The organism is Clostridium gasigenes (assembly GCF_900104115.1).
Taxonomy (GTDB): Bacteria; Bacillota; Clostridia; order Clostridiales; family Clostridiaceae; genus Clostridium; species Clostridium gasigenes.
Window position 1 is genome coordinate 193,964 of record NZ_FNJM01000001.1, and the last position, 23,757, is coordinate 217,720.

The 23,757-nt window shown below is 26.2% G+C and carries 23 protein-coding genes and 1 pseudogene; 20 read left to right on the forward strand and 4 right to left on the reverse strand.

What is annotated here, in order from left to right; translation table 11 throughout:
- Positions 1 to 2: 2 nt before the first annotated feature.
- The 12 genes and pseudogenes from BLS77_RS00920 to BLS77_RS00985 all read left to right on the forward strand — a co-directional run bounded on the left by BLS77_RS00920 (position 3) and on the right by BLS77_RS00985 (position 10,850).
- Positions 3 to 800 carry an ABC transporter permease subunit gene (locus BLS77_RS00920; RefSeq protein ID WP_089964923.1) on the forward strand — a complete coding sequence of 266 codons (798 nt, stop codon included), beginning with the start codon at positions 3 to 5 and terminating at the stop codon, positions 798 to 800.
- Between the two features lie 139 nt (positions 801 to 939).
- Complete coding sequence (locus BLS77_RS20190) at positions 940 to 1,479, forward strand: MarR family winged helix-turn-helix transcriptional regulator (protein WP_242873901.1); 540 nt, start codon at positions 940 to 942, stop codon at positions 1,477 to 1,479.
- A 67-nt stretch (positions 1,480 to 1,546) separates the two neighbouring features.
- Positions 1,547 to 1,837: pseudogene (locus BLS77_RS00935) on the forward strand (PadR family transcriptional regulator).
- Positions 1,771 to 2,127, forward strand: a complete 357-nt coding sequence (locus BLS77_RS00940; protein ID WP_089964924.1) for a DUF2726 domain-containing protein — start codon at positions 1,771 to 1,773, stop codon at positions 2,125 to 2,127. The pseudogene BLS77_RS00935 and the gene BLS77_RS00940 overlap by 67 nt, the downstream one beginning before the upstream one ends.
- Positions 2,128 to 2,427: 300 nt before the next feature.
- Positions 2,428 to 3,192 carry a dsDNA nuclease domain-containing protein gene (locus BLS77_RS00945; RefSeq protein WP_089964925.1) on the forward strand — a complete coding sequence of 255 codons (765 nt, stop codon included), beginning with the start codon at positions 2,428 to 2,430 and terminating at the stop codon, positions 3,190 to 3,192.
- 16 nt (positions 3,193 to 3,208) lie between these two features.
- The gene (locus BLS77_RS00950; protein WP_089964927.1) at positions 3,209 to 4,048 is read left to right on the forward strand and encodes a hypothetical protein; all 840 of its coding nucleotides are present in this window, start codon (positions 3,209 to 3,211) and stop codon (positions 4,046 to 4,048) included.
- Between the two features lies 1 nt (position 4,049).
- Entirely contained in the window at positions 4,050 to 4,628 is a 579-nt protein-coding gene (locus BLS77_RS00955; protein WP_089964928.1) for an ABC-three component system middle component 1, read from the forward strand.
- A gap of 1 nt (position 4,629) precedes the next feature.
- Positions 4,630 to 7,560 carry an AAA family ATPase gene (locus BLS77_RS00960; RefSeq protein WP_139164799.1) on the forward strand — a complete coding sequence of 977 codons (2,931 nt, stop codon included), beginning with the start codon at positions 4,630 to 4,632 and terminating at the stop codon, positions 7,558 to 7,560.
- Positions 7,561 to 8,164: 604 nt separating this feature from the next.
- Entirely contained in the window at positions 8,165 to 8,689 is a 525-nt protein-coding gene (locus BLS77_RS00970) for a hypothetical protein (protein WP_089964932.1), read from the forward strand.
- A 131-nt stretch (positions 8,690 to 8,820) separates the two neighbouring features.
- On the forward strand, positions 8,821 to 9,918 hold the full coding sequence (locus tag BLS77_RS00975; protein WP_139164800.1) for a hypothetical protein: 1,098 nt from the start codon (positions 8,821 to 8,823) through the stop codon (positions 9,916 to 9,918).
- Between the two features lie 9 nt (positions 9,919 to 9,927).
- Positions 9,928 to 10,197, forward strand: a complete 270-nt coding sequence (locus tag BLS77_RS19635) for a hypothetical protein (RefSeq protein WP_175490725.1) — start codon at positions 9,928 to 9,930, stop codon at positions 10,195 to 10,197.
- Positions 10,198 to 10,424: 227 nt separating this feature from the next.
- Positions 10,425 to 10,850: a helix-turn-helix domain-containing protein gene (locus BLS77_RS00985; protein ID WP_089964936.1), complete on the forward strand. Its 426-nt coding sequence runs from the start codon at positions 10,425 to 10,427 to the stop codon at positions 10,848 to 10,850.
- Positions 10,851 to 10,979: 129 nt separating this feature from the next.
- On the opposite strand, the gene BLS77_RS00990 is transcribed toward BLS77_RS00985, so the two are convergent.
- Positions 10,980 to 12,326 carry a homing endonuclease associated repeat-containing protein gene (locus tag BLS77_RS00990; RefSeq protein WP_089964937.1) on the reverse strand — a complete coding sequence of 449 codons (1,347 nt, stop codon included), beginning with the start codon at positions 12,324 to 12,326 and terminating at the stop codon, positions 10,980 to 10,982.
- Positions 12,327 to 12,612: 286 nt separating this feature from the next.
- Between BLS77_RS00990 and BLS77_RS00995 the strand changes: the two genes are divergently transcribed.
- The 4 genes from BLS77_RS00995 to BLS77_RS01010 all read left to right on the forward strand — a co-directional run bounded on the left by BLS77_RS00995 (position 12,613) and on the right by BLS77_RS01010 (position 17,521).
- On the forward strand, positions 12,613 to 15,534 hold the full coding sequence (locus tag BLS77_RS00995; RefSeq protein ID WP_089964938.1) for a DEAD/DEAH box helicase: 2,922 nt from the start codon (positions 12,613 to 12,615) through the stop codon (positions 15,532 to 15,534).
- A gap of 28 nt (positions 15,535 to 15,562) precedes the next feature.
- Positions 15,563 to 15,955 carry a (deoxy)nucleoside triphosphate pyrophosphohydrolase gene (locus tag BLS77_RS01000; protein WP_089964939.1) on the forward strand — a complete coding sequence of 131 codons (393 nt, stop codon included), beginning with the start codon at positions 15,563 to 15,565 and terminating at the stop codon, positions 15,953 to 15,955.
- Between the two features lie 423 nt (positions 15,956 to 16,378).
- On the forward strand, positions 16,379 to 16,603 hold the full coding sequence (locus BLS77_RS01005) for a hypothetical protein (protein WP_089964940.1): 225 nt from the start codon (positions 16,379 to 16,381) through the stop codon (positions 16,601 to 16,603).
- Between the two features lie 159 nt (positions 16,604 to 16,762).
- Positions 16,763 to 17,521 (forward strand): potassium channel family protein, encoded by a 759-nt coding sequence (locus BLS77_RS01010; protein ID WP_089964942.1) that lies wholly within the window; start codon positions 16,763 to 16,765, stop codon positions 17,519 to 17,521.
- Positions 17,522 to 17,710: 189 nt separating this feature from the next.
- On the opposite strand, the gene BLS77_RS01015 is transcribed toward BLS77_RS01010, so the two are convergent.
- Positions 17,711 to 18,097, reverse strand: coding sequence for a VOC family protein (locus BLS77_RS01015; protein ID WP_341423386.1), 387 nt, complete (start codon positions 18,095 to 18,097; stop codon positions 17,711 to 17,713).
- Positions 18,098 to 18,361: 264 nt separating this feature from the next.
- On the opposite strand from BLS77_RS01015, the gene BLS77_RS01020 reads away from it, so the two are divergent.
- Positions 18,362 to 18,865, forward strand: a complete 504-nt coding sequence (locus BLS77_RS01020; RefSeq protein ID WP_089964948.1) for a peptidoglycan recognition protein family protein — start codon at positions 18,362 to 18,364, stop codon at positions 18,863 to 18,865.
- Between the two features lie 113 nt (positions 18,866 to 18,978).
- Here BLS77_RS01020 and BLS77_RS01025 read toward each other — a convergent pair whose 3' ends face one another.
- Positions 18,979 to 19,884 carry a DMT family transporter gene (locus BLS77_RS01025; RefSeq protein WP_089964950.1) on the reverse strand — a complete coding sequence of 302 codons (906 nt, stop codon included), beginning with the start codon at positions 19,882 to 19,884 and terminating at the stop codon, positions 18,979 to 18,981.
- A 251-nt stretch (positions 19,885 to 20,135) separates the two neighbouring features.
- Between BLS77_RS01025 and BLS77_RS01030 the strand changes: the two genes are divergently transcribed.
- Entirely contained in the window at positions 20,136 to 20,594 is a 459-nt protein-coding gene (locus BLS77_RS01030; RefSeq protein WP_089964952.1) for an NUDIX hydrolase, read from the forward strand.
- Between the two features lie 134 nt (positions 20,595 to 20,728).
- Here the strand turns inward: BLS77_RS01030 and BLS77_RS01035 are convergent, their stop codons facing one another.
- Positions 20,729 to 20,947, reverse strand: a complete 219-nt coding sequence (locus tag BLS77_RS01035; RefSeq protein WP_089964953.1) for a DUF3955 domain-containing protein — start codon at positions 20,945 to 20,947, stop codon at positions 20,729 to 20,731.
- 495 nt (positions 20,948 to 21,442) lie between these two features.
- Between BLS77_RS01035 and BLS77_RS01040 the strand changes: the two genes are divergently transcribed.
- A complete protein-coding gene (locus BLS77_RS01040) occupies positions 21,443 to 22,720 on the forward strand; it encodes an aspartate aminotransferase family protein (RefSeq protein ID WP_089964954.1) in 1,278 nt (425 codons plus the stop codon).
- On the forward strand, positions 22,708 to 23,757 hold the full coding sequence (locus BLS77_RS01045; protein WP_089964955.1) for a zinc-dependent alcohol dehydrogenase: 1,050 nt from the start codon (positions 22,708 to 22,710) through the stop codon (positions 23,755 to 23,757). The genes BLS77_RS01040 and BLS77_RS01045 overlap by 13 nt, the downstream gene beginning before the upstream one ends.

Below are 23,757 nucleotides of genomic sequence, written 5' to 3' on the forward strand. Positions count from 1 at the left end.
TAATGAATATATTAAAAAAGGAATTGAAAATAGGATTAAAACCTTTTATATTTTGGTCAATAGGCCTATTTTTTCTAGTATTTGCTGGAGTAGTAAAATTTACTGGGATAAGTGGAGTGGAAGGCGCATCAGTTAAGGAACTATTTGATAAGTTTCCTAAGATAATTCTTGCTCTTTTTGGTATGGCAGGGTTAGATGCTACAGCTATAGATGGTTATTATGGTATTTTAGCATTTTATGCATTGATATGTGGGATGATATATGGTGTATCTCTTGGAACTAACATTATTAATAGAGAAGTAGTTGATAAAACTTTTGAATTTATTTTTACAAAGCCAAGAAAAAGAAGTTATATAGTAAATATGAAGTTTATAAGTGCTACTATATATTTAGCAGCTTTTAGTCTTTTAAATTATATCTTTTCTATAGTGGCTATAAGAACTTTAGATTTAGAAAAAAACATAGATAAGGAGATATTGTTATTTTCTTTAGCTATATTTATCATTAGTATGTTGTATTGTGTTATAGGTATATTTATTGCAACTGTAATTAAAAATTATGAAAAGGGGAACTTATACGGGAACTTATTTTTCTTTGTAACATTCATATTAAGTATAATATATGATGTCGTAGAAAATGGAAGCATAATTAGGATATTTACACCATTTAAATATTTATTGCCTACAGATATTGTTAATGGAAAGTTTGAAATATTACCTCTTATTGCATCTATAGTTATAATTATAGCTTTATATATAGTTTCACTTAAAATTTTTGAAAGAAAAGAATTTAGTAACTAAAGAGTATATAGAAAAATATAAAATGGAGTAGATAAAAATAAGAAGTGAAGATTACTGAATAAATAATCTTCACTTCTTATTTTTTGTTGATTCATCCAAGGAAAGGTTATAGTAATAGTAATTATATAAGATAATTACTATGAAAAGTAATCTAGATATAAATAATTCACAAGCAAGAATATTATTTGTATTAAGCAAATTTAAAGAATTAAATATAAATAAATTAGTACAGGAATTATCATTAAGTAAATCAACTCTTACTAGTATGTTAGATAGATTAGAGAAATTAGGATATCTTAAAAAGAAATCAAATCATTTAGATAAAAGAGAAACCATAATAAATATAACTGAAGATGGAGAGAAAATTGCAGAAACATATAATTCTATTGTAGATGAAATGTCACTAGTGTATATATGCCAAGTATCAGCTCAAACAAAACTTCTATTAGATAAATTATATCCTTTAACTGAAATTAATAAATCAAGTCATAAACCTAGATTTGGCAAGAAAAAATTAATAATGGGATACACACAAGCAGCATCATTTCCCTTTTTATTCAGAAGCTACTTTAAATATACTGCAAAACACTTAAAAGGCATGGGATTAGAGCATTATAAAACGCTTGTTGCTAGAAAAATGTTCAATAGAAATTCTGCTAAAATGGATAAAATATTTTGAAAAAAGCTTATACTATAGGAGTTTCTATATCAAAATAAAGATATAATATTGACATAATCACTACTGACTGATACTAAGCCATGAAGAAATATATGGTTACGAGATTTACTAAGAGACTGAATCCTCTTGGATTTTCGGATGTTGTAGACGGGACAGTTATACCATTTTGGTGCGACTTGAGAAAAATAAATTGGTGGAAATTATGAAAAAGCCATCGGATATGGGACCACCCCGAAAGTTTTTTGCACTTAATGACTCTGGACGTGAAGAGTTAAGGAAGTTCTTGGAGAAATGGGGATTCGTTTTGACGAAAATCAATGCTATAGTCATATATCATATGCAATGCATCAACCATTAAGATTACTGATAAAGGATACATCGCTATTAACAGAAGAGGAAAGTGTATATGCAAAACATCTATGGACACATACGGACTTTATATTATTTAATAAGATAGATAAGAGTCCTATCATAGTAGTAGAAGTTGATAGATATGGTTATCATGAAAATAATGAAAAGCAACTTAGAAGAGATAGATTGAAGGATAGTATTTTAGAAAAGTATAATATACCAATGCTTAGAATAAAAACTACAGGTAGCGATGAATATAACTTGTTAGTTAATAAATTAGAGAAAGTATTAGCGTAAGTTCAATATATGATAGAAGATAGTAATTAAATTTATTTATAAAAAAATGGTCTTGGCAGGTGTTTTATTGCTTGTAGCTGGAAATATTTAAAATCTGAGGGGGTCTTTGCCCAGAATAAGTTTACGAAGGATTGAGGGGCTTGCTTTCGCACAGCCTGCTGGGGGTGTTTTTGAGTTGTCAGCTTGTCTGACGCGAAATTGCTAACCGATCCTTATTCTGGAAATTTTATTTTTAGAATTTGATGTGATTTAAAGAAAAATTTGGTATAATTAACATATTAATTCGTAGAAGGTGAATATATGGGAGATAATGAAGAAATATTACCGAACATAAGTCCAAAAAAAATAGATATAGGAAGTAAAATAGATAATTATAAAGTAATAGTAGATTACTTAACGAAAAGAAAATTTATGGCGAGTGAATTAGGAGGAATAGCAGCAACAAGAGGATTTATATATCAATATAGAGCATTAATACATTACTGTTTAGAATGTGTAGAATCAGGAGAGTTTATTGGTGTAGTAAGTGAATTAGGAGATGATATTACTTTAATTAGTGAAAAAAATATCAAGTTCATACAGGTGAAAAGTGGAAAAGAAGGACCTTATAGCAAAAACTTAACTCCTGGAATTTTATATAAAAGAGAAAAAGGGTTAGATAGTTGGGTTGAAAAATTATTTGAACAATATGATAAGTTCTATAAAAAAACTAATAATGAAGACATTGATGTAGAATTTGTTATTTCATATAATTGTAATCTAGGTGATGATATGCAAAAGATGATAACAGATGAAGGTAAATTAATAAGAGATGAAAATGGAGAGTTAGTAAGTAAGTCAAAAGAATTAAGAGATAAATTAAATACAGTTTATGAAAAGATAATTGATAAAAAAATAGTTAAGATCCATTTTGAAGAAAGCTTTTGTAATAAATTAGACTGGTACATAGAGAGATTTTCAATTGATTGGTTAGGACATACGGATTATTTAGATAGGAATATATATAGTAAAATTGAGAAAATATATAATGTTAAGTCTTTAAATGTAAAAAAAGTATATATTTGACAATCTGTTAATTGAAATGATATTAAAAACGAGTAGTGATAATTTACATGAGATTGAAGATATAAATGAATTTATATTCAATATAGATGATATTGATAGTAGTATTAAAGCATTAATTGAGTTAGGAAAATGTAATGAAATTGAAAGAATTAAATCCAGTAGCTTAAAATCTATGTTTGATGATATATTTAGTAAAATAAGCAATAAGATAATATTAGATAAATATAACAAAAATACAGAGAAGTTATTATTAGATAATTTGAAATGGTTAGTATTAGAAATTGAAAATGCAAGGGTAAATGAGGATCCGTTTATATATCAACGATTCATAAATAGAATATTTGATTTAAACAATTCAAGTATTATATTTACTGAAAATAATGAAATGAAAAGTAATATATTAAATACAATAGCAAATATAATATATACATTATCAATATATACAGATAATGTATTAGATTTAAAAAAAAATATAAATCTATTTATTAATTCTTGTTTAAAGGGTGATGAAAAAATTTATATGATGTTCTATAATGGAAAGAATCAAAAGCAAGTATCTCAAGCTAAACAAGATGTTATATTTTCACTAGAAGTAAATGAATATTTTTCAAAAACAAGAAATTATGTACAGTGCATTTTAATAGACGTAGATGAGGTAGACTTCTTTGAAGAATTTGAATCGATAACAATAATACCTAAAAATAAAGAGAGAATTAATTCTAAAATGAAAAAAATAAACTTTATTAAATCGGATGAGATAATAAAAATATTTAACGGTATAAAATATAAAGAAATTAACATAGTAGATAATAAAAATAAAGTAATGACTTTGTGGGAAGCTAAAATGGAGGTTTAATATGAATAGAAGATTAGTGCTTAAGGCTTTGATAGAAAAAGGATTTAATTTATCAAATGATAGATTTTATACAGAAAAATATTTTGAAATTAATGAACAAGATAATATTAATAAATTAAAAGAAGTGAATGATAGTTACGGGTTCAATATATTTACTAACAAGGGTCGCGTTCTAATCGTGAAAACTTATGTTGTTTTGAAAGAAGCATATTTACAATATAAAGAAGATCAAAAGGTTATATACAGTATGCTACATAATATAAAGAATAAGTATAAGAAAAATATATATTTAATTATTAATATAGATGATAAATATAAGAATACAGAATGTATTCTTAGATCGCTAATTGAAAAAGATGAATTAGTTTGCAAAAAATATGTAGTTTATGATGAAAATGATTTTAATAAAATATCTTTTTTATCAGAAGAGTTAGATTGCATAGGAGTAGGTATAGAACAAAATAAAGATATTGAAAGTGAATTTTTAAACTTGGTGAATAAACACTGTAAAAAAGATGTAACAAAGAAAATCATTGAGAAATATTTAATAGAGTTAAGTACTGAACAGGAGGGGGAATAGTTTGAAAATAAAGTACCTGGAACTTGAGAATTTTAGAATATATAAAGGGTCTGTAAAGTTTGATTTTAATAATAAAAAATTAATTATACTTTGTGGACCAAATGGCAATGGTAAGAGTACTATATATGATTCTATAGAGTGGTGCTTAACTGGGAAAATTGAAAGATACACATCTTCAAAGGAGAAGAATTTCAATTATATAGTTAATAATGATTTATATGAAGATAAAAACTATTGTACAAGCGTAAAAATAGTTTTTGATGATAATCAATTCATAAATAGATATGAAACAGATAGCCCTAAACTTCATAAAAAAAAATATGATAAAGGTGTTGTAATTAACAACAAAGAAAGTCGTATAACAGTAGGCAATGAGGAGATATACGCTATATTATCAGGTGATAAGGAGATGCTAGGATTTTCAAAGTATTTGAGAACATTAAAAAAAACTATTATATTATCTCAAGATGAAATATCAAAGTTTGTGTTATCTGATAATCCAGAGAAAAGAATGACTGTATTTCAAGATATAATGGGATTAGATACATATGGAGAGAAGTTAAAAAAATATCTTGAGAAGTATAAAAAAGAAATTTCTCCATTATTGAAAAATTCTGAAAAATCATTAGATACATTAAAAAATTCTTTAAATCAGTCACTAAACAATCAAGAAAAAAACTTATTGATATTAGAAAATAAAAATCAAATTATAAAAAACAACTGTGAGATAAGTGAAGAAAATTTAATAAATGAATATAATACTTTTTTTAATAATAATGAAGAATTTTCTGGTAAAACTTCAAGTATTGATAATATTCAAAAAGAAATATTATCAGTGGAGGTAGATAAGTTAAAAAAAGAAAATGAAAAGGTAAAGTTGGATTATGAAAATGTACATTTGTTTATAATCGAAAATATACATGAAAATATAAAAGAATTAATTGATATGGAAAATAGGGTTATTAGAAAAAAAATTTTTGAGAGTAATATTATTAATGATGCAAATAATAAAATAATTAATATAAATAAAAGTATAAAAAGTAATAGTTGTAATTTAATAAAATATAATGAAATTATTAAACTGAAAAAAAATATAGAATACCTTGAAAAGGAAATCGATAAGGATTTAAATAGTATTATTAAAATTGATAAACTAGCTTATGATAATATCGGAATAAAACTGATAAAATTCAATCAAGAATTACAATTTGCAAAGGATAAAAAAAATGAACTTGAAGAAAAAAATAAATACATTAAAAATGAAAAAGAAATAGAAATATACAAAATGAGATGGGAGCAATTAATTAAAAAACTTAAAGCAGAAGAAGCTTTGCAAAATCATTTTGTGGAAATATTAAAAAATTCAAATAATAAATTATCTAAAACAAATGTTAGTATAAATGATATAAATGAGAAATTTATAGAAAAAATATTTGAGTTACAGAATTATTTGATTGAAGAAAAAAAGAGCAAATGTGTTATTTGTGGTACCGAGTATAATGAATCAATTAAATTTAAAAATAAAATAATAGAATCACAAAATAAATTTAAAGAAAATTTTAGTAAAGAAGAAAATTTTAGAATAAATTTAGTGAATGAAATTAAAAAAATTGAAAAAGAAGAAATAGACTCACAAAATATTATTAAATCAATAAATGGAGAATTATTAAACCAAAAGGAAAATATCAATAGGTTAAATAATCAAAATACTTTAATATTAGCAAAATTAAATGAAAAAAGTTTTGATAAAGATTTAGAAAAAATTGAGTATGATATTGAGGCTATAAATAATAAAATTAATGAAATATTAAAATATGCTTTGACAAAAACTAATTTTGATATTTTACAAGAAAGAATTTTAAAAAATAAAAATGAAATAGAAGATAAAAAGCTGAGTATCAAGCTAACATATGAATCAATTGGATATAAAGATAATATAGTTGAACCTGTTAAAAAATTAGAAAATGAAAATAATAAATATTTAAATGAAGTAAATGAATGTAATAGAGTGATAACACAAAGTTTAGAGGGATTAGGCAAATTAAACGAAGAAAAAGCAAACATAGAATTAAAGTTAAATGAATTAAAAAATAGAGCAGAAAATATAGAAATAATAAATGAAAATAAAATAGATTTGCATAGTTTACTATTAGCATTAAAAGAAAAAAATAATAATAATAAAGATAAGATTAAATTTATGAACACATTAATGGTTAATATTGATGTATATTTATCAAATAAAATAATAAAAGAAATAAAAGAACAGATTCAAGTAACATATGAAAAAATTAATTTGTATAGAAGTGAAATTGAAGAAGTAGAAAAAGAATGTTTATATTATAAATTACAATATAGTGGTATAAATGAATTGAATGAAAAATTACCTAGTATTCTAAATGATTTAATGCTGATAAATTTAAAAAAATATAATGAGTTAATAAACAAATTCTTTTTTCAAATTTCTCCTTTTATGGGATCTAGTTATATAAATATAATTCCTAAAGATAAAAACTTATACTTAATATTATCAGAAAATAATAATTATGACGAATTAATAGGAACAAGCGAAAATGAATTAATAGAGCATGCAAATGCTAGCTTAAATTTAAGTTCTGCTCAAGTTAATGTTCTTGCTTTAAGTATATTTTTGTCATTAAATAGAACGGGAAATTTGAAAAAATTAAATATTGTTGCAATTGATGATCCAATTCAAAATATGGATGACATGAATATATATTCATTTATAGATATTTTAACAACGATGTCTAATGAAAATCAAATGATAATTAGTACACATAATAATGAATTTGCAGAATTACTTTTATATAAGAGCCAATTAGAAGACAGTGAAATAGAGTTTATTAAATATATTGGATATGATAAAAATAAAGTTTATATAGAAGGAGATAATGAGATAGATAAGTTGTTATAAAGTAAATAAATTTTAATAGACAGTTAAATAAAGAATGAGTGTAAGCGGTAAATAACTAATCACATTGATAGTTATTTACCGCTTTTTCAATCTTTTTTATTTAAAGACCTAACTGTGTGTTTTCTAAAAATTTTCACCAACCAGCTATCTTGGTGTCCCCCATAATATTACTATAATTATACATTTAAACTATTTACATTATTATGTATTTGTAGTATAATTTATTAACCGTTATGAATTGACGCTGTTAGGGTCGGCGTGTGGAAAGGGTATGCTACTCCTAAAAGTAATTAGTGCACTTATGGTGCTTTTGTTGGTAAAATTCTTAGTATTAAAAATTCAAACGGGGGTGTTTAATATAAATAAAACAAATATAAAAATTGTGTTGTTTGCTTGTGTTTCTGAAACTTTTTATGCTATTGGTTGTAGTGGAGTAGCAAATACCCTACCAGCGTGAGTTCATAACTTATCAACAAGGAAGATTATCACCCCTTCACCTCACAAATTCAAGGCTGCTTAAACCAGCCTTTTTTTATTTGGATTACGAAGTGAATTACTTTTAAATAATGGCATTAAATATAACTAATATATGGTTAGGAAGTAAATGATAAATATAATTATTAGAAAAAAAGAATTTAAAAAGTGTGTAATTATGAAGAATAAAGATTGTTTAATAGATGAAGTGAAATATGAAAAGAAGAATAATATAGAAAAATCGCTTCGAATGATAATAAAAGAAAATATCAGGAAAGATACAAGCTTAATTTCACTTGATAAAATTATAGATATTAAACTTAATTCTGATTATAAATTAGTAAATAAAAATAGGGATATAGTAATTGATGTTTTAAGTGAAAAAGGAATAGAATATATAAATTATAATGGTGAATTTCTTATAAATATGTATAAGAATAAATCAATGGACGAGGCTTTAATAATCCTTGAAAAGAAAAATATTAAAAAACTAAAAATGAAAATTTCCATAATAATAATAGCAATGTTAATAACGTTATTTATGATGGTAACATCACATGGTATTAGATCTCAAGGTTGGGTTATAATACTGATAATTGAAGGGCTATTTTTAAGTTTTGATTTATTGGAATATTATAGAATAAATGTTTCTTAATATGTATAATGAAAGATGAATGAATCATTTAAAATACCTAAGGAAGCTGTCCAATTAATAGAGTGTTAATTAATGGTAATATATCACAATGTGAAATACTTTTATTAGAGGTGATGTTATGGTTTATAAGGATGAAATTATTAAAATTATATCAAAGTATGAATTGTCCTCTAGACAGAGGACAATTAGAAGTAAAAGATTTCTTAACAATTCATTTCGAGAGTTACATTGAGGATATTAAGTTAGCATTAAATTCTAATGATGATAAAAAATTTGAAGGAGTTTACTTAAGCTTAGAAAAAGAATTATCGGTAATTAAAGATTTATGCAATGATATTATTGGGATTTTTGAGTCATATGATTCAGCAAAAATGTTAGATGTCTATACAAAATTTGAGAGTATGATGAATAAAATAGAAAAATATCTAAACATAAAAAGCTTAAGTAAAGCACAAGAAAATACCATAAGATATAATCTTTATAGAATTAGACTAGGTAGCGAAAAATATGATAAGAAAGGATTATTTCATATACCAATGGATAAGCGATATTTAATGAAATCCTATAGATATAGTATACCAGGCTATCCATGTTTATATATTTCATCACAGAAAGAACTATGTTGGTTTGAATGTGGTATGCCAAAAGAATTTAGTTGGAGTGAATTTAGTACTAAAAAAACCACAGAAACTGAAGCTGTTAACGATGTGAAAATAATATGTTTCTCTGATAGACAGTGGGATTTTGCGAGTCGGATGCAGATTCACTATAGTAATTATCAAGGAAATCAAGAGGTTATAAGTAGGTTAGATGAGGAAATTATAAAATATTTAGTTGTATATCCGTTAAGGGCTGCATGTTCTATAAAAGTTTTAAATAGGGATGCTCAGTATATAGAGGAGTATTTTTTACCACAGCAGTTAATGCTTTGGTTGAGAAATAGTAATGGGTATAGTGGCTTTATGTACACATCATCTTCATCTAATGATAATGCACAGGGATGGCAGGGGCATAATTTTGTTTTTCCGGCAAAAGAAATAAAAGAAAAATACTGCGAAAGGCTAATGGGGTTATTTGATCAAACAGAACCAGTTTTGGTCGATAAAAAAAGTAAAATAGATGATGATATTAAAATACTTGAAGAATTTATAGAAAATATTAGTATTCAGAAAGCTATATATACCATAACGCCCATTAATAAGATAATATCTATTTGCGAAAAATTTTAAATAATACTAATGGAACTGAAATCATCTGATAGGGTCATATTTATTTATGAGATGTTTAAGGAATTACATAAGCATGCAACGGATTTTATTAATAACTATAAATTTGAATCAATGTGTAAGGATAAATTTGAAATAGATCAGTATATACAGTTTTATAATGTTAGTTTAGATGAATTGAAAGATCAAGTTGATCGTATAATAAATCAATTTGAGAATGATGTTGTGTATAAAAAATTAAGTGCGTATAGTTCTCTTGAACATTTATATTATAGGAACTAGTTTAAACTAGAAATAGATTAATACCGTATTATTCAAATGAATATACGATTTTTAGTGGACAAAAGCATCAAGGGTAAGGTTCGTTAATTTTAAAATAATATTATTATTCATAGATTAGAATATACAACTTATAATAGCTATTTTACTCGCAAGAGGTTTCTAATTGAGTATAATATACACATTTTGTCCATAATTATAGAAAAGTCTATATTTATGGAGGAATTAAAATGGATACATTCGGTGAAAGATTTAAAAGCATACGTTTATCTAAAGACCTAACTCAAGAGCAATTAATAAATGAGTTTAACGCCAAATATGGTTATGCATTCACAAAAGGAACTATTAGCCAATATGAAAATAATAGAAGAACACCTGGAATGATTGTAATTAAGCAATTTGTTGATTATTTTAATGTTTCTATAGATTATTTATTGGCAAATGATCTACATGTTATAAAGGATATTGGGCAAAAGTATCCTTTGTATAATGATGATAAATCTATAGATATTAAAGAAATATTTAACTTAATAAAAAGTTTATCAGAAGAAGGAACTATTGATCTTGAAGAGAAGGTTATAAATGAAGAGCAAAGAAAAATTCTACTGAATGGACTTGATGTTATTCTTGGATTAATTGAGAAAGAAATAAATTAGGGAAAAGTTAATAATTTAATTGTAGTTAGTAATTGTTAAATTATTATATTAAGCCTTAAAGTAAATATAATTGTTGAAGAGGTTATATATTTCAGATAACCTCTTATTTGCATATTAAGAATTATTAATTTAGAAGTTGTTTTCTAAATGTTTTATTAAATTAGGAAGATTTCCAAAATGGTCATATACCCAATGTGGACTAGGTAAGTTGTTTTTATTTGAGAGTTCTTTATTATTAGGCCAACGATTATGTAAGTTTTCAAATTCTAAAATTGAGTTAAGTCTAAGGTTTATTCCGTTGTTTTTAGCATATGTTTTGAGTGCTAAAAAATTAATTCCAAGAGCATTAAGACAGCCTTCGATACCGCCCCAATATTTATAATAAACTTTTTCAGTATAAGTAGTGTTAGGTGGAACAAGCTCTTTAGTTGAAGGTAATCGTCCTAATTTATAAATGAAAGTCAAAAGGTCAGTAATTGCAATATCTTCATTAAACTTCATATTTGATTCTGTATTTATTGGTAATTTAGCTTTTCTTAGAGCATTATTAAATGTTCCAAATAAAGTTGTTACAGTTGTAGAAGAAGGATAAGCTGGGTTTCCTAAAAAATCTCTTGTATAGGGGCTACGTCCATTAATTTTATGAAACTCTTGAAGCTTTTGTATTACATAATCTTGCCTATGTTTTTTATAGGTATCATCAAAATCTTTATAAATTGAATATAGATTTTTTATTTGATTACATAATTCTTTATTACCTAAAACAGAAAGTCGTTCAATTATTTCATCTGCAAAAACATATTTTAGGTTTGGTAAATATAAACCAGTTTTATTATTTTTCTTTAAGCACCAATATTCCACAGAGGCACCTTGGTTTACTGATTTATAATATTGTTTCACCTTATGTTTATGACAGTAATTAGAAGTAGCTGCATCTATTACTTTATGTTTACTTGGTACATAAATATCGGGTTTAAAATCTAAACCAAAGCCACAATATTGAAATAAGCATTCACCTTCTAAAATAGAAGCAGATTTTTCAACTAGATATTGCCATGCAGACCAAAGGTCTTTTGAATCTAAAGGGGTAACTCCTGCAAGAAGCAAGATATCATTCCAAGATGATAGTTTATTTTCTTTTTTATAATATTTAAAATGCCTATAGTAGGTTTTAGTATGAGGGTATCTACTATTACAATTTTCGAAATCGGCAGTAGTTGGAGGTCGTTTAAATTCATTACTAAAATCTCTAATATGTTGTAATAACTCTTCATCGGTAATTGTTGAAAATTCCTTAGTTGTATAAGGCATCATTACTCGACCTTCGGCAGTAGCTTTACGTTCTTTATATTGTCTGTTAAGAACTTTGTTACATTCCTTACAATATTTTTGATGACCATCTTTAGAAGATATATTTTTGTTAAACATAATCATTTCTTTAGTATCTTTACAATATTTACATTGCTTATAATCCATAGTAAAATCAATCCTTTGTTATTAATACTTCAAGTTTAGTATTAGTAAAATTGTAATTTAATATGCAAATAGATTAACTTATAAACAAAAGTTTGTTAATTTGTATATATAATAAGAGGAAAAACACAATATTAATAATAAATTAGTATAACTTTAATATTGTGATGATTTACATTATAATTAATATACAGAAAATAATTACCATAAGTTTTTAAAATAATGATAAAATAAAGTTATTAAATAAAAAAAGATATTTTAATATACAAAAGGGTGTAAGGGAGTAAACATGAGTAGTGAAATAACGAAAGTAGATTTATTAGATTTTGAAGAAACATTCATAGGTGAAGAGCAACTAGAACATAAGGGAATAGAACAGAAGAAGATAGAAGATAAGGAATATCTTATAAAGAATAGGTTTATTACTAATTCTGAAAATAGTAACCTACTAGATGAAATTAAGATATGTTTGAGGGAATGTAAGAAATTTTATTTTAGTGTAGCATTTGTTAATTTTAGCGGATTACAACTTTTGCTTGATACTTTTAAGGAACTTGAAGACACCAGGGTTAAAGGTAATATATTAACTTCAACATATCTTAATTTCACTGAACCAAAGGCATTAGATAGAATTAGAAAATTTGAAAACATTGATTTAAAGGTTTTTGTTGCAACTAAGGAACTTGGATTCCATTCTAAAGCTTACATATTTGAAAATAAAGATAATTATAAGATTATTATTGGATCATCTAACATAACTCAAAGGGCTCTAAAGAGTAATATTGAGTGGAACATTATGGTTATAGCTAAAGATGAAAATAAATTTGTTAAAGATGTACTTAAAGAATATTTAAATCTATGGGAGTCTACAGATATTATAGATGATGAATTTTTAGCAAAATACGAGGAACTTATTAAGGCTGCTAAATCACATGAAAAGCAAAAGGCTATTCAGTTTATGGATTATGAAAAAATTAGGCCGAATTCTATGCAAAAGAGGGCTATTCAAAACTTAAAAAGACTCAGAGAAGCAGGGGAAGAGAAGGCTTTAGTAATAGCATCAACAGGAACTGGAAAAACATATATGTCAGCATTTGATGTTGCAGAATGTATGCCTGATAGAATGTTATTTCTAGTTCACCGTGAAGAAATATTAAGAAGTGCAGAAGCTACATTTAAAAAACTAGTTAAAAATAAGAATAAATCAACAGGTCTTTTAACTGGAACATCAAAGGATATAAATGTAGATTATTTATTTTCAACAGTACAATCAATGAATAATAATATTGAAAGATTTAAAAAAGAGGAATTTGATTATATTATTGTAGATGAGGCACATCACTCAAGTAGTCCAACTTATAAAAGGGTTATGGAATATTTTAAACCTAAGTTTTTACTAGGTATGACAGCTACACCAGAAAGATGTGATGGCGAAAATATATTTGATTTATTTGATAATAATGTAGTACTAGAAGTTAGACTTCATGAGGCTTTAAAAGAAGAATTAGTTATACCATTCCATTACTTTGGAATAACAGATATAGAAGGAATCGATTTAAGTGATGTAAAGATAGATGATTTATCAGAAATAGCTAAACGGTTAAAGGTAAATGAAAGAGTAGATTTTGTAATAGAAAAAATGAACTTTTATGGATTCGATGGTGATAAAAGAAGATGTATTGGATTCTGCATAAACATAGAACATGCAGAGTTTATGAGTGAACAGTTTAATGCGAGAGGCATAAATAGTATATGTTTAACTGGTAATGATTCAGTAAAAGAAAGAGTGAAATATATAAAGAAACTTGAATGTGATGAGGATGAGTTAGAAGTTATATTTACTGTGGATATATTTAATGAAGGAGTGGATATACCTTCAGTAAATACAGTTTTAATGTTAAGACCAACTAATTCTCCAATAGTATTTATACAACAGTTAGGTAGAGGGCTTAGAAAACATGAAAGCAAAGAATTTTTAACGGTTCTTGATTTTATAGGTAATCATAATAAAGCCTTTTTAATTGCAATAGCATTAAATGGAGCAAGATATTATGATAAGGATTCACTAAAAGTTGCAGTTTCAAAGCAATTTGGAAATGTACCAGGTTGTACAAATATTCAAATGGATAGAATAGCTCAAGAAAGAATATTAGAACAGTTAAATAATGAGAATTTTAATACTATGGCATACTTAAAAGAAGAATATAATGAATTTAAAATATTAAATAGTGGAAGAATTCCATATAGGTTAATGGATTATATAAGGTTTGATGGTTCTCCAGATCCAATTAAATTTATAGATAAGGAAAAGACATATCTAGCATTTGTAGCAAAGCTTGAAAAAGATGATAGACTTAAGAAATTACTTGAGAATAAAGATTTTGAAAAAATACTTAAAGAGTTATCAAGTAAGTTACCTATAAAAAGGATATATGAGTATTGTATAATAAAATATTTAATTTCACATGAATCAATAAATTTAGAACAGGCTAAAAATGAAATTCATAAGTATATGGAAAGTGTTAATGAAGAAAGTATTGAGCATAGTTTTAGATATCTAAATCAAAATTATTATGATGTAGGACAAACGGAACGAACAGTAAAATGTGTTGAACTTAAAGAAAATATGTTATATAGAACTAATGAATTCACTCAAATTATATTTAATAAGGACTATAGAACATATATTGAAGATGTTTTAAATTATGGTATTGTTAGATATGAAAAAGAATTTAATAATGAAAACTACGGAGTTCCATTCTTTAAACTATATGAGCAATATCAAATGATTGATACAGCTTTGTTATCAAATTATGAAAAAATACACAGCTCATTTAGAGGAAGTGGATTATTAACAAAGGATAAGGAATTCTTTCTATTTATAGACCTTCATAAAGGTGAAGATGTTAAAGAAAGTGTAAATTATAAAGATGAGTTGATATCAAGTGAATATTTTCAATGGCAGACTCCAAATTCAACATCACCTGATTCAGAGAGAGGTAAAAATATTATATTTAATAAAGATAGAGATATTAATCTTCATTTATTTATAAGAAAATACAAAGAAATAGATAATAAAACTCAACCTTATATATATATTGGGAAAGGTGATGTTATTAGTTATGAAGGTGAAAAACCAATAACAGTTAAAATGAAGTTGGAACACGAGGTTCCATCAAGTTTATATACCGAGTTCACAGAAAAAGTATAAATTATAATAAAAGACTAAGGAGAAAAATATGATAAAAGTTGTAGCAGGGATTTTACAAAAAGATGATAAAATATTAATTGCCAGGAAAGCACCAGGAAAATCTTTAGAAGGATATTTTGAATTTCCAGGTGGAAAAATTGAAGCAGGTGAAACACCAGAGGAAAGTTTAGTTCGTGAATTAATGGAAGAGATGAGCATTAAGGTGAAAGTTAATAAATATGTTGGTGAAAGTATTTATGATTATGGAAATATAATTATTTCACTTAAAGGTTACACAGCGGAAATTTTAGAAGGTGAAATAACTTTAACAGATCATGATATGTATAAGTGGGTTACTTTATCTGAAATTAATGATTATAAGCTTGCACCTGCTGATATTCCATTAGTTGAAGAATTAGTTAAGTTGCAGAGCAAAGGATAAGGAATTGTTTTTTGTTAGTAGAATTTAAAAGAGTATTTAAATTTAAGGATATATTGTATTTTAATATTAAAATACATAGATTGGTAGTGCTATTAATAGTACTGCCAATTTGATTATAATCCTAATATTTTATGGTTTTTTAGATCTTCTAAGTTGAGCTCTTCTATTATGTGAACTAGCACTTGGAGATACAATAGTATCTAAACTTAGCAATGGTAGCTATCGGATAAGAGTATAGAAGTAGTTAATAGTATAAGAATAAATAAAAAGAGCTAATTAAAGAATATAGTATAGAGGAAATAAGTATAAATATAATAACGGTGCTATAATAAATGTAGGAGATGAAAAGGTTTTCTTGGATAAGCTAGAACAGCAACTAGAAAATTTGTTGAAAATCAATAATTATATAGGAGGCTAAATTTAATGTGGGTTAGAGTGCAAAATAAAGAGATTTTAATAGATGCAAAATTTATTTTTATAAACAGAGGTATAACTAAGAAATCAAAGGGTATTATTAGAGCGTCTGCTATAAATTCAGTAGAGGAAACTATTATAGGTCAGTATGAGAGTATGGAAGAAGCCAAAATAGTATTTGAAGATATACAAAGTAATATAGCTGACGGTAAGAGGTTATATATAATGCCATAAAAAACTAAGGAGAAACATATGATAGAAGTTGTAGCTGGAATAGATAATATTTATTCCAGCTATTTTTATCTTTATATTTAATATAGGATTATGATAACAGACATATAGAAAATTATGTTAAAATATAGAGAGTGATTTAAAAGGTATGGGGGAAGATTTATGCATGAATTTGAGTTTATTAAAAATAAGACTATAGGTATAGTATATGATATTACAATTGGATTTTTATCTGTTGTTGCAGTGTTTGTTGTTATATTGCAGTTTAATGGTAATTTAAATGATTATCAAATGAAAATTTTAAGTTATTTCGATAATACAGTGTATATAATGTTTTTATTGGATGGTATGGCTAAATGTTTTTTAGCTAATGATTTTGAGAAATTTATTATGAGTAATAAAATAGATTATTTAGCACTAATTCCATTTCAATTTCTAGTAGCTGGAAATTTGGGAAGTATATTTAAGCTTTTAAGAGTAGTAACATATTTTCTAAGAATAATCGATAATATGAAGGTCTTTCTATTTACAACTGGTTTTTTTCAAATTATTATTGGAACTGGAGTAATAACATTTTTTGGCTCTTTAGCATTATATTTTTTTGAAAAGAGTGGAGAAACGATATCTACATATGGCGATGCTCTGTGGCTTAGTTTGGTAACGTTAACTACAGTTGGTTACGGGGATATTAGTCCTAAAACAACAGCCGGAAGAGTAGTTGCAATTATATTAATGTTAACGGGTATAGGATTTTTATCAATGCTTACATCAACTATTTCTTCTTATTTAATTTCAATGAGGGATAATAGACAATCTATATATATAAAAGAAGAAGATAAGGTGTTTATTGAAATTACAGATTTATCAGAAGATAAAAAGGACAAACTAATGAGTTATTATAAATTTCTAAAAGAAAATTAATCATACATGGGATGCTAAGTGATGAAAAAGCAATAATAATTATAATGAACGTGCTTTTTAGCCACTTTTACTTAAGACATTGTAAAAATCAAAGATACCAGTCTATTATTTATTTTATGATGCCTAAATAAAACAATAAAGGAAGTACTTTTGTACTTCCTTTATTTATATAAAAAATAAGTTCCATAATTAATCTTGACGAATTAAATATTCATTACCATCTTGGTCATTAAATTTAAACATACTTCCATAAGGCATTTTCATTAGTTCCCCTACTTCAACATTATTTTCTTTTAATTCATCATAGGTTTTATCAATGTCATTTGTACTAAGTATTATAGATGGATGACCTAAATTTATTTTTGGATTTTGAGCTGCCATCATATTTTTGTCATACAAAACAAATGTAGTAAATTCATTTTCACTAGGAGCTACTTCTAACCATTTCATAGCTGGCCCCATTTGTTGTTCAAACTTAACTACAAAGTTTAATTTTTCAACCCAAAACTTTTTAGCTTCATCTTGGTTATTAACATATAAAGTTATTTTACCTATATTGTTTATCAATTTAATCACTCCTTTTTTAAAATGTATATTTATTATGTATATATTATTCTGGATTTGTCAATACGTTGAGTAGGTTATGTTTAAAATACAAATGTAAAAATAACACATAGGGTTGTAAAGATTGAAGGAGCAAATGATATTTCATATGTAACTAAGGGCGATAATAACTCTGTAGAAGATCCATATAAAGTTAGTGACTCTTTTTTTTATTTAGTGTAACAAGAATAATATGTATAAAGTATATTGTTATATATCAATATAATTGGAGTTAATATGAAATCTGTAGTAAGAAAATTAAAAAAGAGAATGCGTAGACAATCACCACCGCCAATGCCTAAAATTGTTGAAGTAGATTATAAATGGGCAAGCCCACTAAGTTATACGCTGAAACCTACTATGATAGTATACCATCATACAGCAGAGGATAATCTGACGCCTCAAAGGATAGATGAACTTCATAAGGCAAGAGGATGGTCAGGTATAGGGTATCATTTCTACATTAGAAAAGATGGCACAATTTATAGAGGAAGACCAGAAAATGCAATAGGAGCTCATGCACCTAGCGTTAATTCTAAAGCATTAGGTATTGCTTTAGAAGGGAACTTCAATGAGGAATTTGTCACTAAAGAGCAAGAAGATAGCCTAATTGCATTATCTAAATATTTAGTAAATAAATATAATATAAAGGATATAAAACGACATAAGGATGTAACTAACACCGAGTGTCCTGGAAAAAACTTTCCTTTTAAAGAAATCAAAGCTGAATTAAAACTATAAACTTGTACAAGAGAGGTCAATCCATTACAAAAGAAGGTTGTCTAGTAAATTAGACAACCTTCTTTTGTTTTCCACAATAATAAATTCTAAATGAAAGTTATTATTATTATATATTATAGTAAAGTAGGTTTGTTAGATTCTAATTTATCAAGTTTTTTGTTATTCAGATACATATAAAATGATGCACCAAAAATTATAATATAACCAATAAAACTTAAATAATCAGGCAAAACCCCAAATAGTATAACACTGATTATTGCAGAGAAAATTATATTTGAATAGTCAAATATAGATATTTCTTTTGCAGCTGCATACTTATATGCAATAGTTATACCAAATTGACCTACACTTGCAAATACACCTGCTAGAACTAGATATAATAATTGGACTTTCGTCATAGCTGTGTATGAGGCTAACATGAATGGAAAGATTACAATAGTAGAAAATAGTGAAAAATAAAATACTATTGTATAATGCTTTTCTTTCCCCCCTAAACTTCTAAGGCAAGTGTAAGCAGCTGCTGCAGAAATAGCACCTATAACACCGGCTAAAGATGGCATAATTTCTAAGTTAAAGGATGGTTTTATTATAAATAATGTTCCTAAAAAAGCTATTATTATTGCTATAATTTGTTTGAAGTTTATCTTTTCACTTAAAAACAAGGCAGAAAATATTATTACAAAAAATGGACTTAATTTATTTAACATATTTGCATCTGATAAGACTAGCCTATCTATTGAATAAAAGTTCAAAACAATACCTATTGTGCCAAAGGTTGATCTTAATATTAACAACTTTTGATTTTCTTTTTTTCCAAAGAAGCTTTCTTTATGTTTTATTATAAAAATCAATGCAACTAGGCAAGAAACTAAATTTCTAAAGAATGTCTTTTGGAAGGTTGGTAAATCCCCAGAAAGCTTAATAAAAGCGGACATCATTGCAAAACCAAAGGCTGAAATTATAATGAAATATATTCCTTTATTTCTATTACTTAAATTATTAAATTTATTATTACTCATTCTACACCACCTTATAACTATATATACATATTGAATTAATTATAGCATAATCAACTTTATTATTCTCTATTCTTATTTTATCATTATATACGGTAATAATCCGTTGATGTTTGTAAACCACTGAAAATAAAGGGTTGATAAATTTATGTTAAATATTTGAAATTTATATTAGTATTCTATATAATTCAATAAGGACATACCTGTAGAATATGATTAAATATTAAGTGTAAAATTTGAAGGAGTGATAGGGGATGGATAGGCATTTTACAGTTTCCATATTTATAGTATATAAAGATAAAGTATTATTACATTTGCATAAAAAGGCTAAAAAAATACTTCCTTTAGGTGGGCATATCGAATTGAATGAATTGCCAGAAGAGGCATGTATTCGTGAAGCACAAGAAGAATCAGGATTAAAAATAAATCTATATAATCCAATAAATAACCAACTTAAGAATTCATGCGAATTGGTAGGAGAAAAATTGTTAATAAATCCTATGTACACAATTTTCGGTGAAATAAATCCAGAACATTATCATATAGACTTTGTTTATTATGCAACTGCAAAATCTTTTGATACAATACCAGGAGATGGGGAATCTAATTTGCTCAAATGGTATAATAAAGAAGATTTGAAAAACGCATATGACGTTCAGCATAACATTTTGACAATGGCTAATGAATCGTTAGAATTATTAGCAGAAAGATAGATTTGTTCGTAAATTATTACATGATTTTCGTATATAGAGAATGAATTAATAAAAATAAGTAGCAGAAGTTATTATATTATAACTCCTGCTATTTTATTTGCTATTATATTAAGTTTTTAGCCTATAAGTAATATCTATTTAGTGATTTTTTTAGTATTAAAATAGAATGCGGATATACGGACTACTATTGCAATAATTATACTAATAGCTAAGAATAAGTAACCAATGGGTACTAAAAAAAATGGTTCTACAAGAGTGCCGTCTGCAGCTACCTCAGATCCTATAATTGAAAATGTTATAAAACAACCCACGCCTATAATAAATGGTATTAATGCTAAAATATATTTTTTCATGTTAACCTCCTTAAAAATGTGTTCTATAGTAGTTAAGTGATCGCTTAGTTAACTACTAAATATATGATAACATATATTTTATTGTTTATCAATAAAATATTTATATAAAATAATAACAATATGCCTTAATTCAATATTATAAAAATATGGAAATTATGTCTGCGTTCTTAATTTTGATATTGGCTGCTATTTATAAATTTTTGGGAATATATTTTTGAATGCTGAAAAATTAGTAGAATTAACAGGGATGTTGATGGAATAATTCGCTATATAACATTTAGTGGGTAAAAAGTCAATATTATTATCGTAAAAGGTGCATTTTTAGGCATAAAAAGAATATTGAAGGAAAAATGAAAATTATTTCCGTTTAATGCATGATTTTGTATGTTTAGAGGAAAAGCTATTTCTTTAATTTGACTATTATGAGAATATGTAATTGTAAGTAGCTGAATAATTAGGTTAAATGTGTAATGAATGGGAAGGAGAAAAAATAATATGATGACATTAGAATTAGATTCAAAAGAGGTTGATTTAGAACAAAAGGATTCTTTGAAAAAATATTTTGGACATGGTATATACCTTTATATCGATGGTAAAAGATATATAGATTGTGCATCAGGTACTTTTAATTTAGCACTTGGCTATTCTGCTGAAGAAGTTATTGAAGCTGTAGATAAGCAATTACATAGATGTGCACATCTTTCATCTGCTTTTACTCAAGAAAAATCAAAAGAAATTTTTGAATTATTAAGGGAGTTTCTACCAGAGCAAATTAATGACTTTTGGTTTAGAGATATAATTGGTTCTACAGCAAATGAATGTGCCATTAGAATTGCACAAAAAGCAACCGGGAAATCAGATATTATGTCTTTATTTCTTTCACATCATGGACAAAGCGCTTTAACTACAGAAATATCTGGAAATGCTTTCCGTAGAAAAAGCTTTTCATTCGCTCAAGTGAATAGTATAAAGATACCTGCTCCTGATTGTTTTAATTGTTTTTATTCACAATCAAAAGAAGACTGTGATTTTTTATGTGCAAGTAGAATGGAAGAATTTATTGATTGTGCATCAAGTGGTCAGGTAGCTGCATTTATTATAGAACCAATACTAGGGAATGGAGGTAACATAGTTCCAGATCCTAGATATTTTAAGAAAATAAGAGAAATCTGTGATAAGCATGGTATTTTGATTATTGCAGATGAAGTTCAAACTTGTTTTGGAAGAACTGGATCTTTTTTTGCTACTAATGGTTTTGCAAAAGACCTAAGACCAGATATTATAACCTTTGCAAAAGGAGCAGGTGGAATTGGTATTCCTGTTGCTGGTGTGTTAATGAGAAAAGAACTTAATATTTTAGAATCATGGGAACATTCAACAACATCAGGAGCAAATCCATTAGCACTTGCTGCAATTGAGGCAACAATTAAGTATATAAAAAAATATAATATTTTAGACAATGTTAATAAACAATCACAATTATTAGAAGATGGTTTAAAAAATCTTGCAAAAAAATATCCCTTTATCTTTAATGTTAAAGGAATGGGATTAATGTTTGCATTTGATTTTGCAAATAGAAAAAATGTAGATTTATTTATGGAGGTTGCAAAGGAACAAGGCTTGATTCTTAGAGCCAGCCGTTATAGCTTTGGCCTTTCAATAAAGGTTAGACCACCATTAATAGTAACTGAAAATGAAATATATAAAATTTTGGAAAAACTTGAATCGTCATTGATTCAATTTTGTGAGGAGAAAGAAAAATGCGAGCTTTAAAATATAATGGTACATGGGATGTTTCACTTGAACAAGTAGAGGATCTTCATGTTATTAATCCAAATGATGTCGTAATTGATATTAAATATTGTGGAATATGTGGTACTGATGTAGGTATAATTTCAGGGGCTTATCCTGTAGCAGTAAAAGGTGTTACTCTTGGACATGAAGCAGCTGGTATTATAGCTGAAATTGGAAAAGATGTAACAAACGTAAAAGTAGGTGACAGAGTAGCAATAAATCCAACTTATTACTGTGGTAAATGTCGTATGTGTGAAACTTTGAGAATAAATCATTGTGAGAATAAGATTGGTACAGAAAGTGGTGTAAGTTATGATGGTACTTATGCAGATCATTATCGTACTACATCAGATTTCGTATATAAAATTCCAGATAATGTGTCTATGAAAGCTATAACTTTAACAGAACCATTAAGTTGTGTAATTACAGGAGTACGTAAAATCCAACCTTCATCAATGAGTTTATATACCTTTGTTTTTGGTGCTGGAACAATGGGAATTCTTTATACATGGGCTTTATCTTTAAAAGGTCTTGTTCCAGTAGTTATTGAAACATCAAAAGCACGACTTGAATATGCAAAAAATTGTCTTCCAGAAGGAGTAAAGATATATAGTTCACTTGAAGAAGCAAGAATAAATTATTTTAAGGATGAAAAAGCTCCATTAGATATTGTAGTAGATACTACATCTGGATTATTAGAAACACTATATCCTCAAATGTCTTGTGATGGAATCTATATGAGCATTGGTTTAAAAGATAAATATACTAAGATAAATGTTAGAGAATTAGCAGATAAAAGTTTGTCAATAATTGGATCAATAGATTCTTTACATGGTTCATTTTTAGAAGCATTCCATCTTATTACAAAGAATGTCATTCCTGCTGAAAAGTTAGTAAGTCATGTAATTCCACTAGAAAATTATAAAGAAGCATTTTCAATTTTAGGTTGTGATATTGATTCAAAATCTATGGCTGAACCTAAAGAAAAAAATGCAAAAATTATAATAGAGTGTTAA

Bases quoted from the DNA above. Each gene is read 5' to 3' on its own strand.
- BLS77_RS00920 (WP_089964923.1), top strand. From the start codon at position 3: ATGAATATATTAAAAAAGGAATTGAAAATAGGATTAAAACCTTTTATA.
- BLS77_RS20190 (WP_242873901.1), top strand. From the start codon at position 940: ATGAAAAGTAATCTAGATATAAATAATTCACAAGCAAGAATATTATTT.
- BLS77_RS00940 (WP_089964924.1), top strand. From the start codon at position 1,771: ATGGGGATTCGTTTTGACGAAAATCAATGCTATAGTCATATATCATAT.
- BLS77_RS00945 (WP_089964925.1), top strand. From the start codon at position 2,428: ATGGGAGATAATGAAGAAATATTACCGAACATAAGTCCAAAAAAAATA.
- BLS77_RS00950 (WP_089964927.1), top strand. From the start codon at position 3,209: ATGATATTAAAAACGAGTAGTGATAATTTACATGAGATTGAAGATATA.
- BLS77_RS00955 (WP_089964928.1), top strand. From the start codon at position 4,050: ATGAATAGAAGATTAGTGCTTAAGGCTTTGATAGAAAAAGGATTTAAT.
- BLS77_RS00970 (WP_089964932.1), top strand. From the start codon at position 8,165: ATGATAAATATAATTATTAGAAAAAAAGAATTTAAAAAGTGTGTAATT.
- BLS77_RS00975 (WP_139164800.1), top strand. From the start codon at position 8,821: ATGAAATTATTAAAATTATATCAAAGTATGAATTGTCCTCTAGACAGA.
- BLS77_RS19635 (WP_175490725.1), top strand. From the start codon at position 9,928: ATGGAACTGAAATCATCTGATAGGGTCATATTTATTTATGAGATGTTT.
- BLS77_RS00985 (WP_089964936.1), top strand. From the start codon at position 10,425: ATGGATACATTCGGTGAAAGATTTAAAAGCATACGTTTATCTAAAGAC.
- BLS77_RS00990 (WP_089964937.1), bottom strand. From the start codon at position 12,326: ATGGATTATAAGCAATGTAAATATTGTAAAGATACTAAAGAAATGATT.
- BLS77_RS00995 (WP_089964938.1), top strand. From the start codon at position 12,613: ATGAGTAGTGAAATAACGAAAGTAGATTTATTAGATTTTGAAGAAACA.
- BLS77_RS01000 (WP_089964939.1), top strand. From the start codon at position 15,563: ATGATAAAAGTTGTAGCAGGGATTTTACAAAAAGATGATAAAATATTA.
- BLS77_RS01005 (WP_089964940.1), top strand. From the start codon at position 16,379: ATGTGGGTTAGAGTGCAAAATAAAGAGATTTTAATAGATGCAAAATTT.
- BLS77_RS01010 (WP_089964942.1), top strand. From the start codon at position 16,763: ATGCATGAATTTGAGTTTATTAAAAATAAGACTATAGGTATAGTATAT.
- BLS77_RS01020 (WP_089964948.1), top strand. From the start codon at position 18,362: ATGAAATCTGTAGTAAGAAAATTAAAAAAGAGAATGCGTAGACAATCA.
- BLS77_RS01025 (WP_089964950.1), bottom strand. From the start codon at position 19,884: ATGAGTAATAATAAATTTAATAATTTAAGTAATAGAAATAAAGGAATA.
- BLS77_RS01030 (WP_089964952.1), top strand. From the start codon at position 20,136: ATGGATAGGCATTTTACAGTTTCCATATTTATAGTATATAAAGATAAA.
- BLS77_RS01035 (WP_089964953.1), bottom strand. From the start codon at position 20,947: ATGAAAAAATATATTTTAGCATTAATACCATTTATTATAGGCGTGGGT.
- BLS77_RS01040 (WP_089964954.1), top strand. From the start codon at position 21,443: ATGATGACATTAGAATTAGATTCAAAAGAGGTTGATTTAGAACAAAAG.
- BLS77_RS01045 (WP_089964955.1), top strand. From the start codon at position 22,708: ATGCGAGCTTTAAAATATAATGGTACATGGGATGTTTCACTTGAACAA.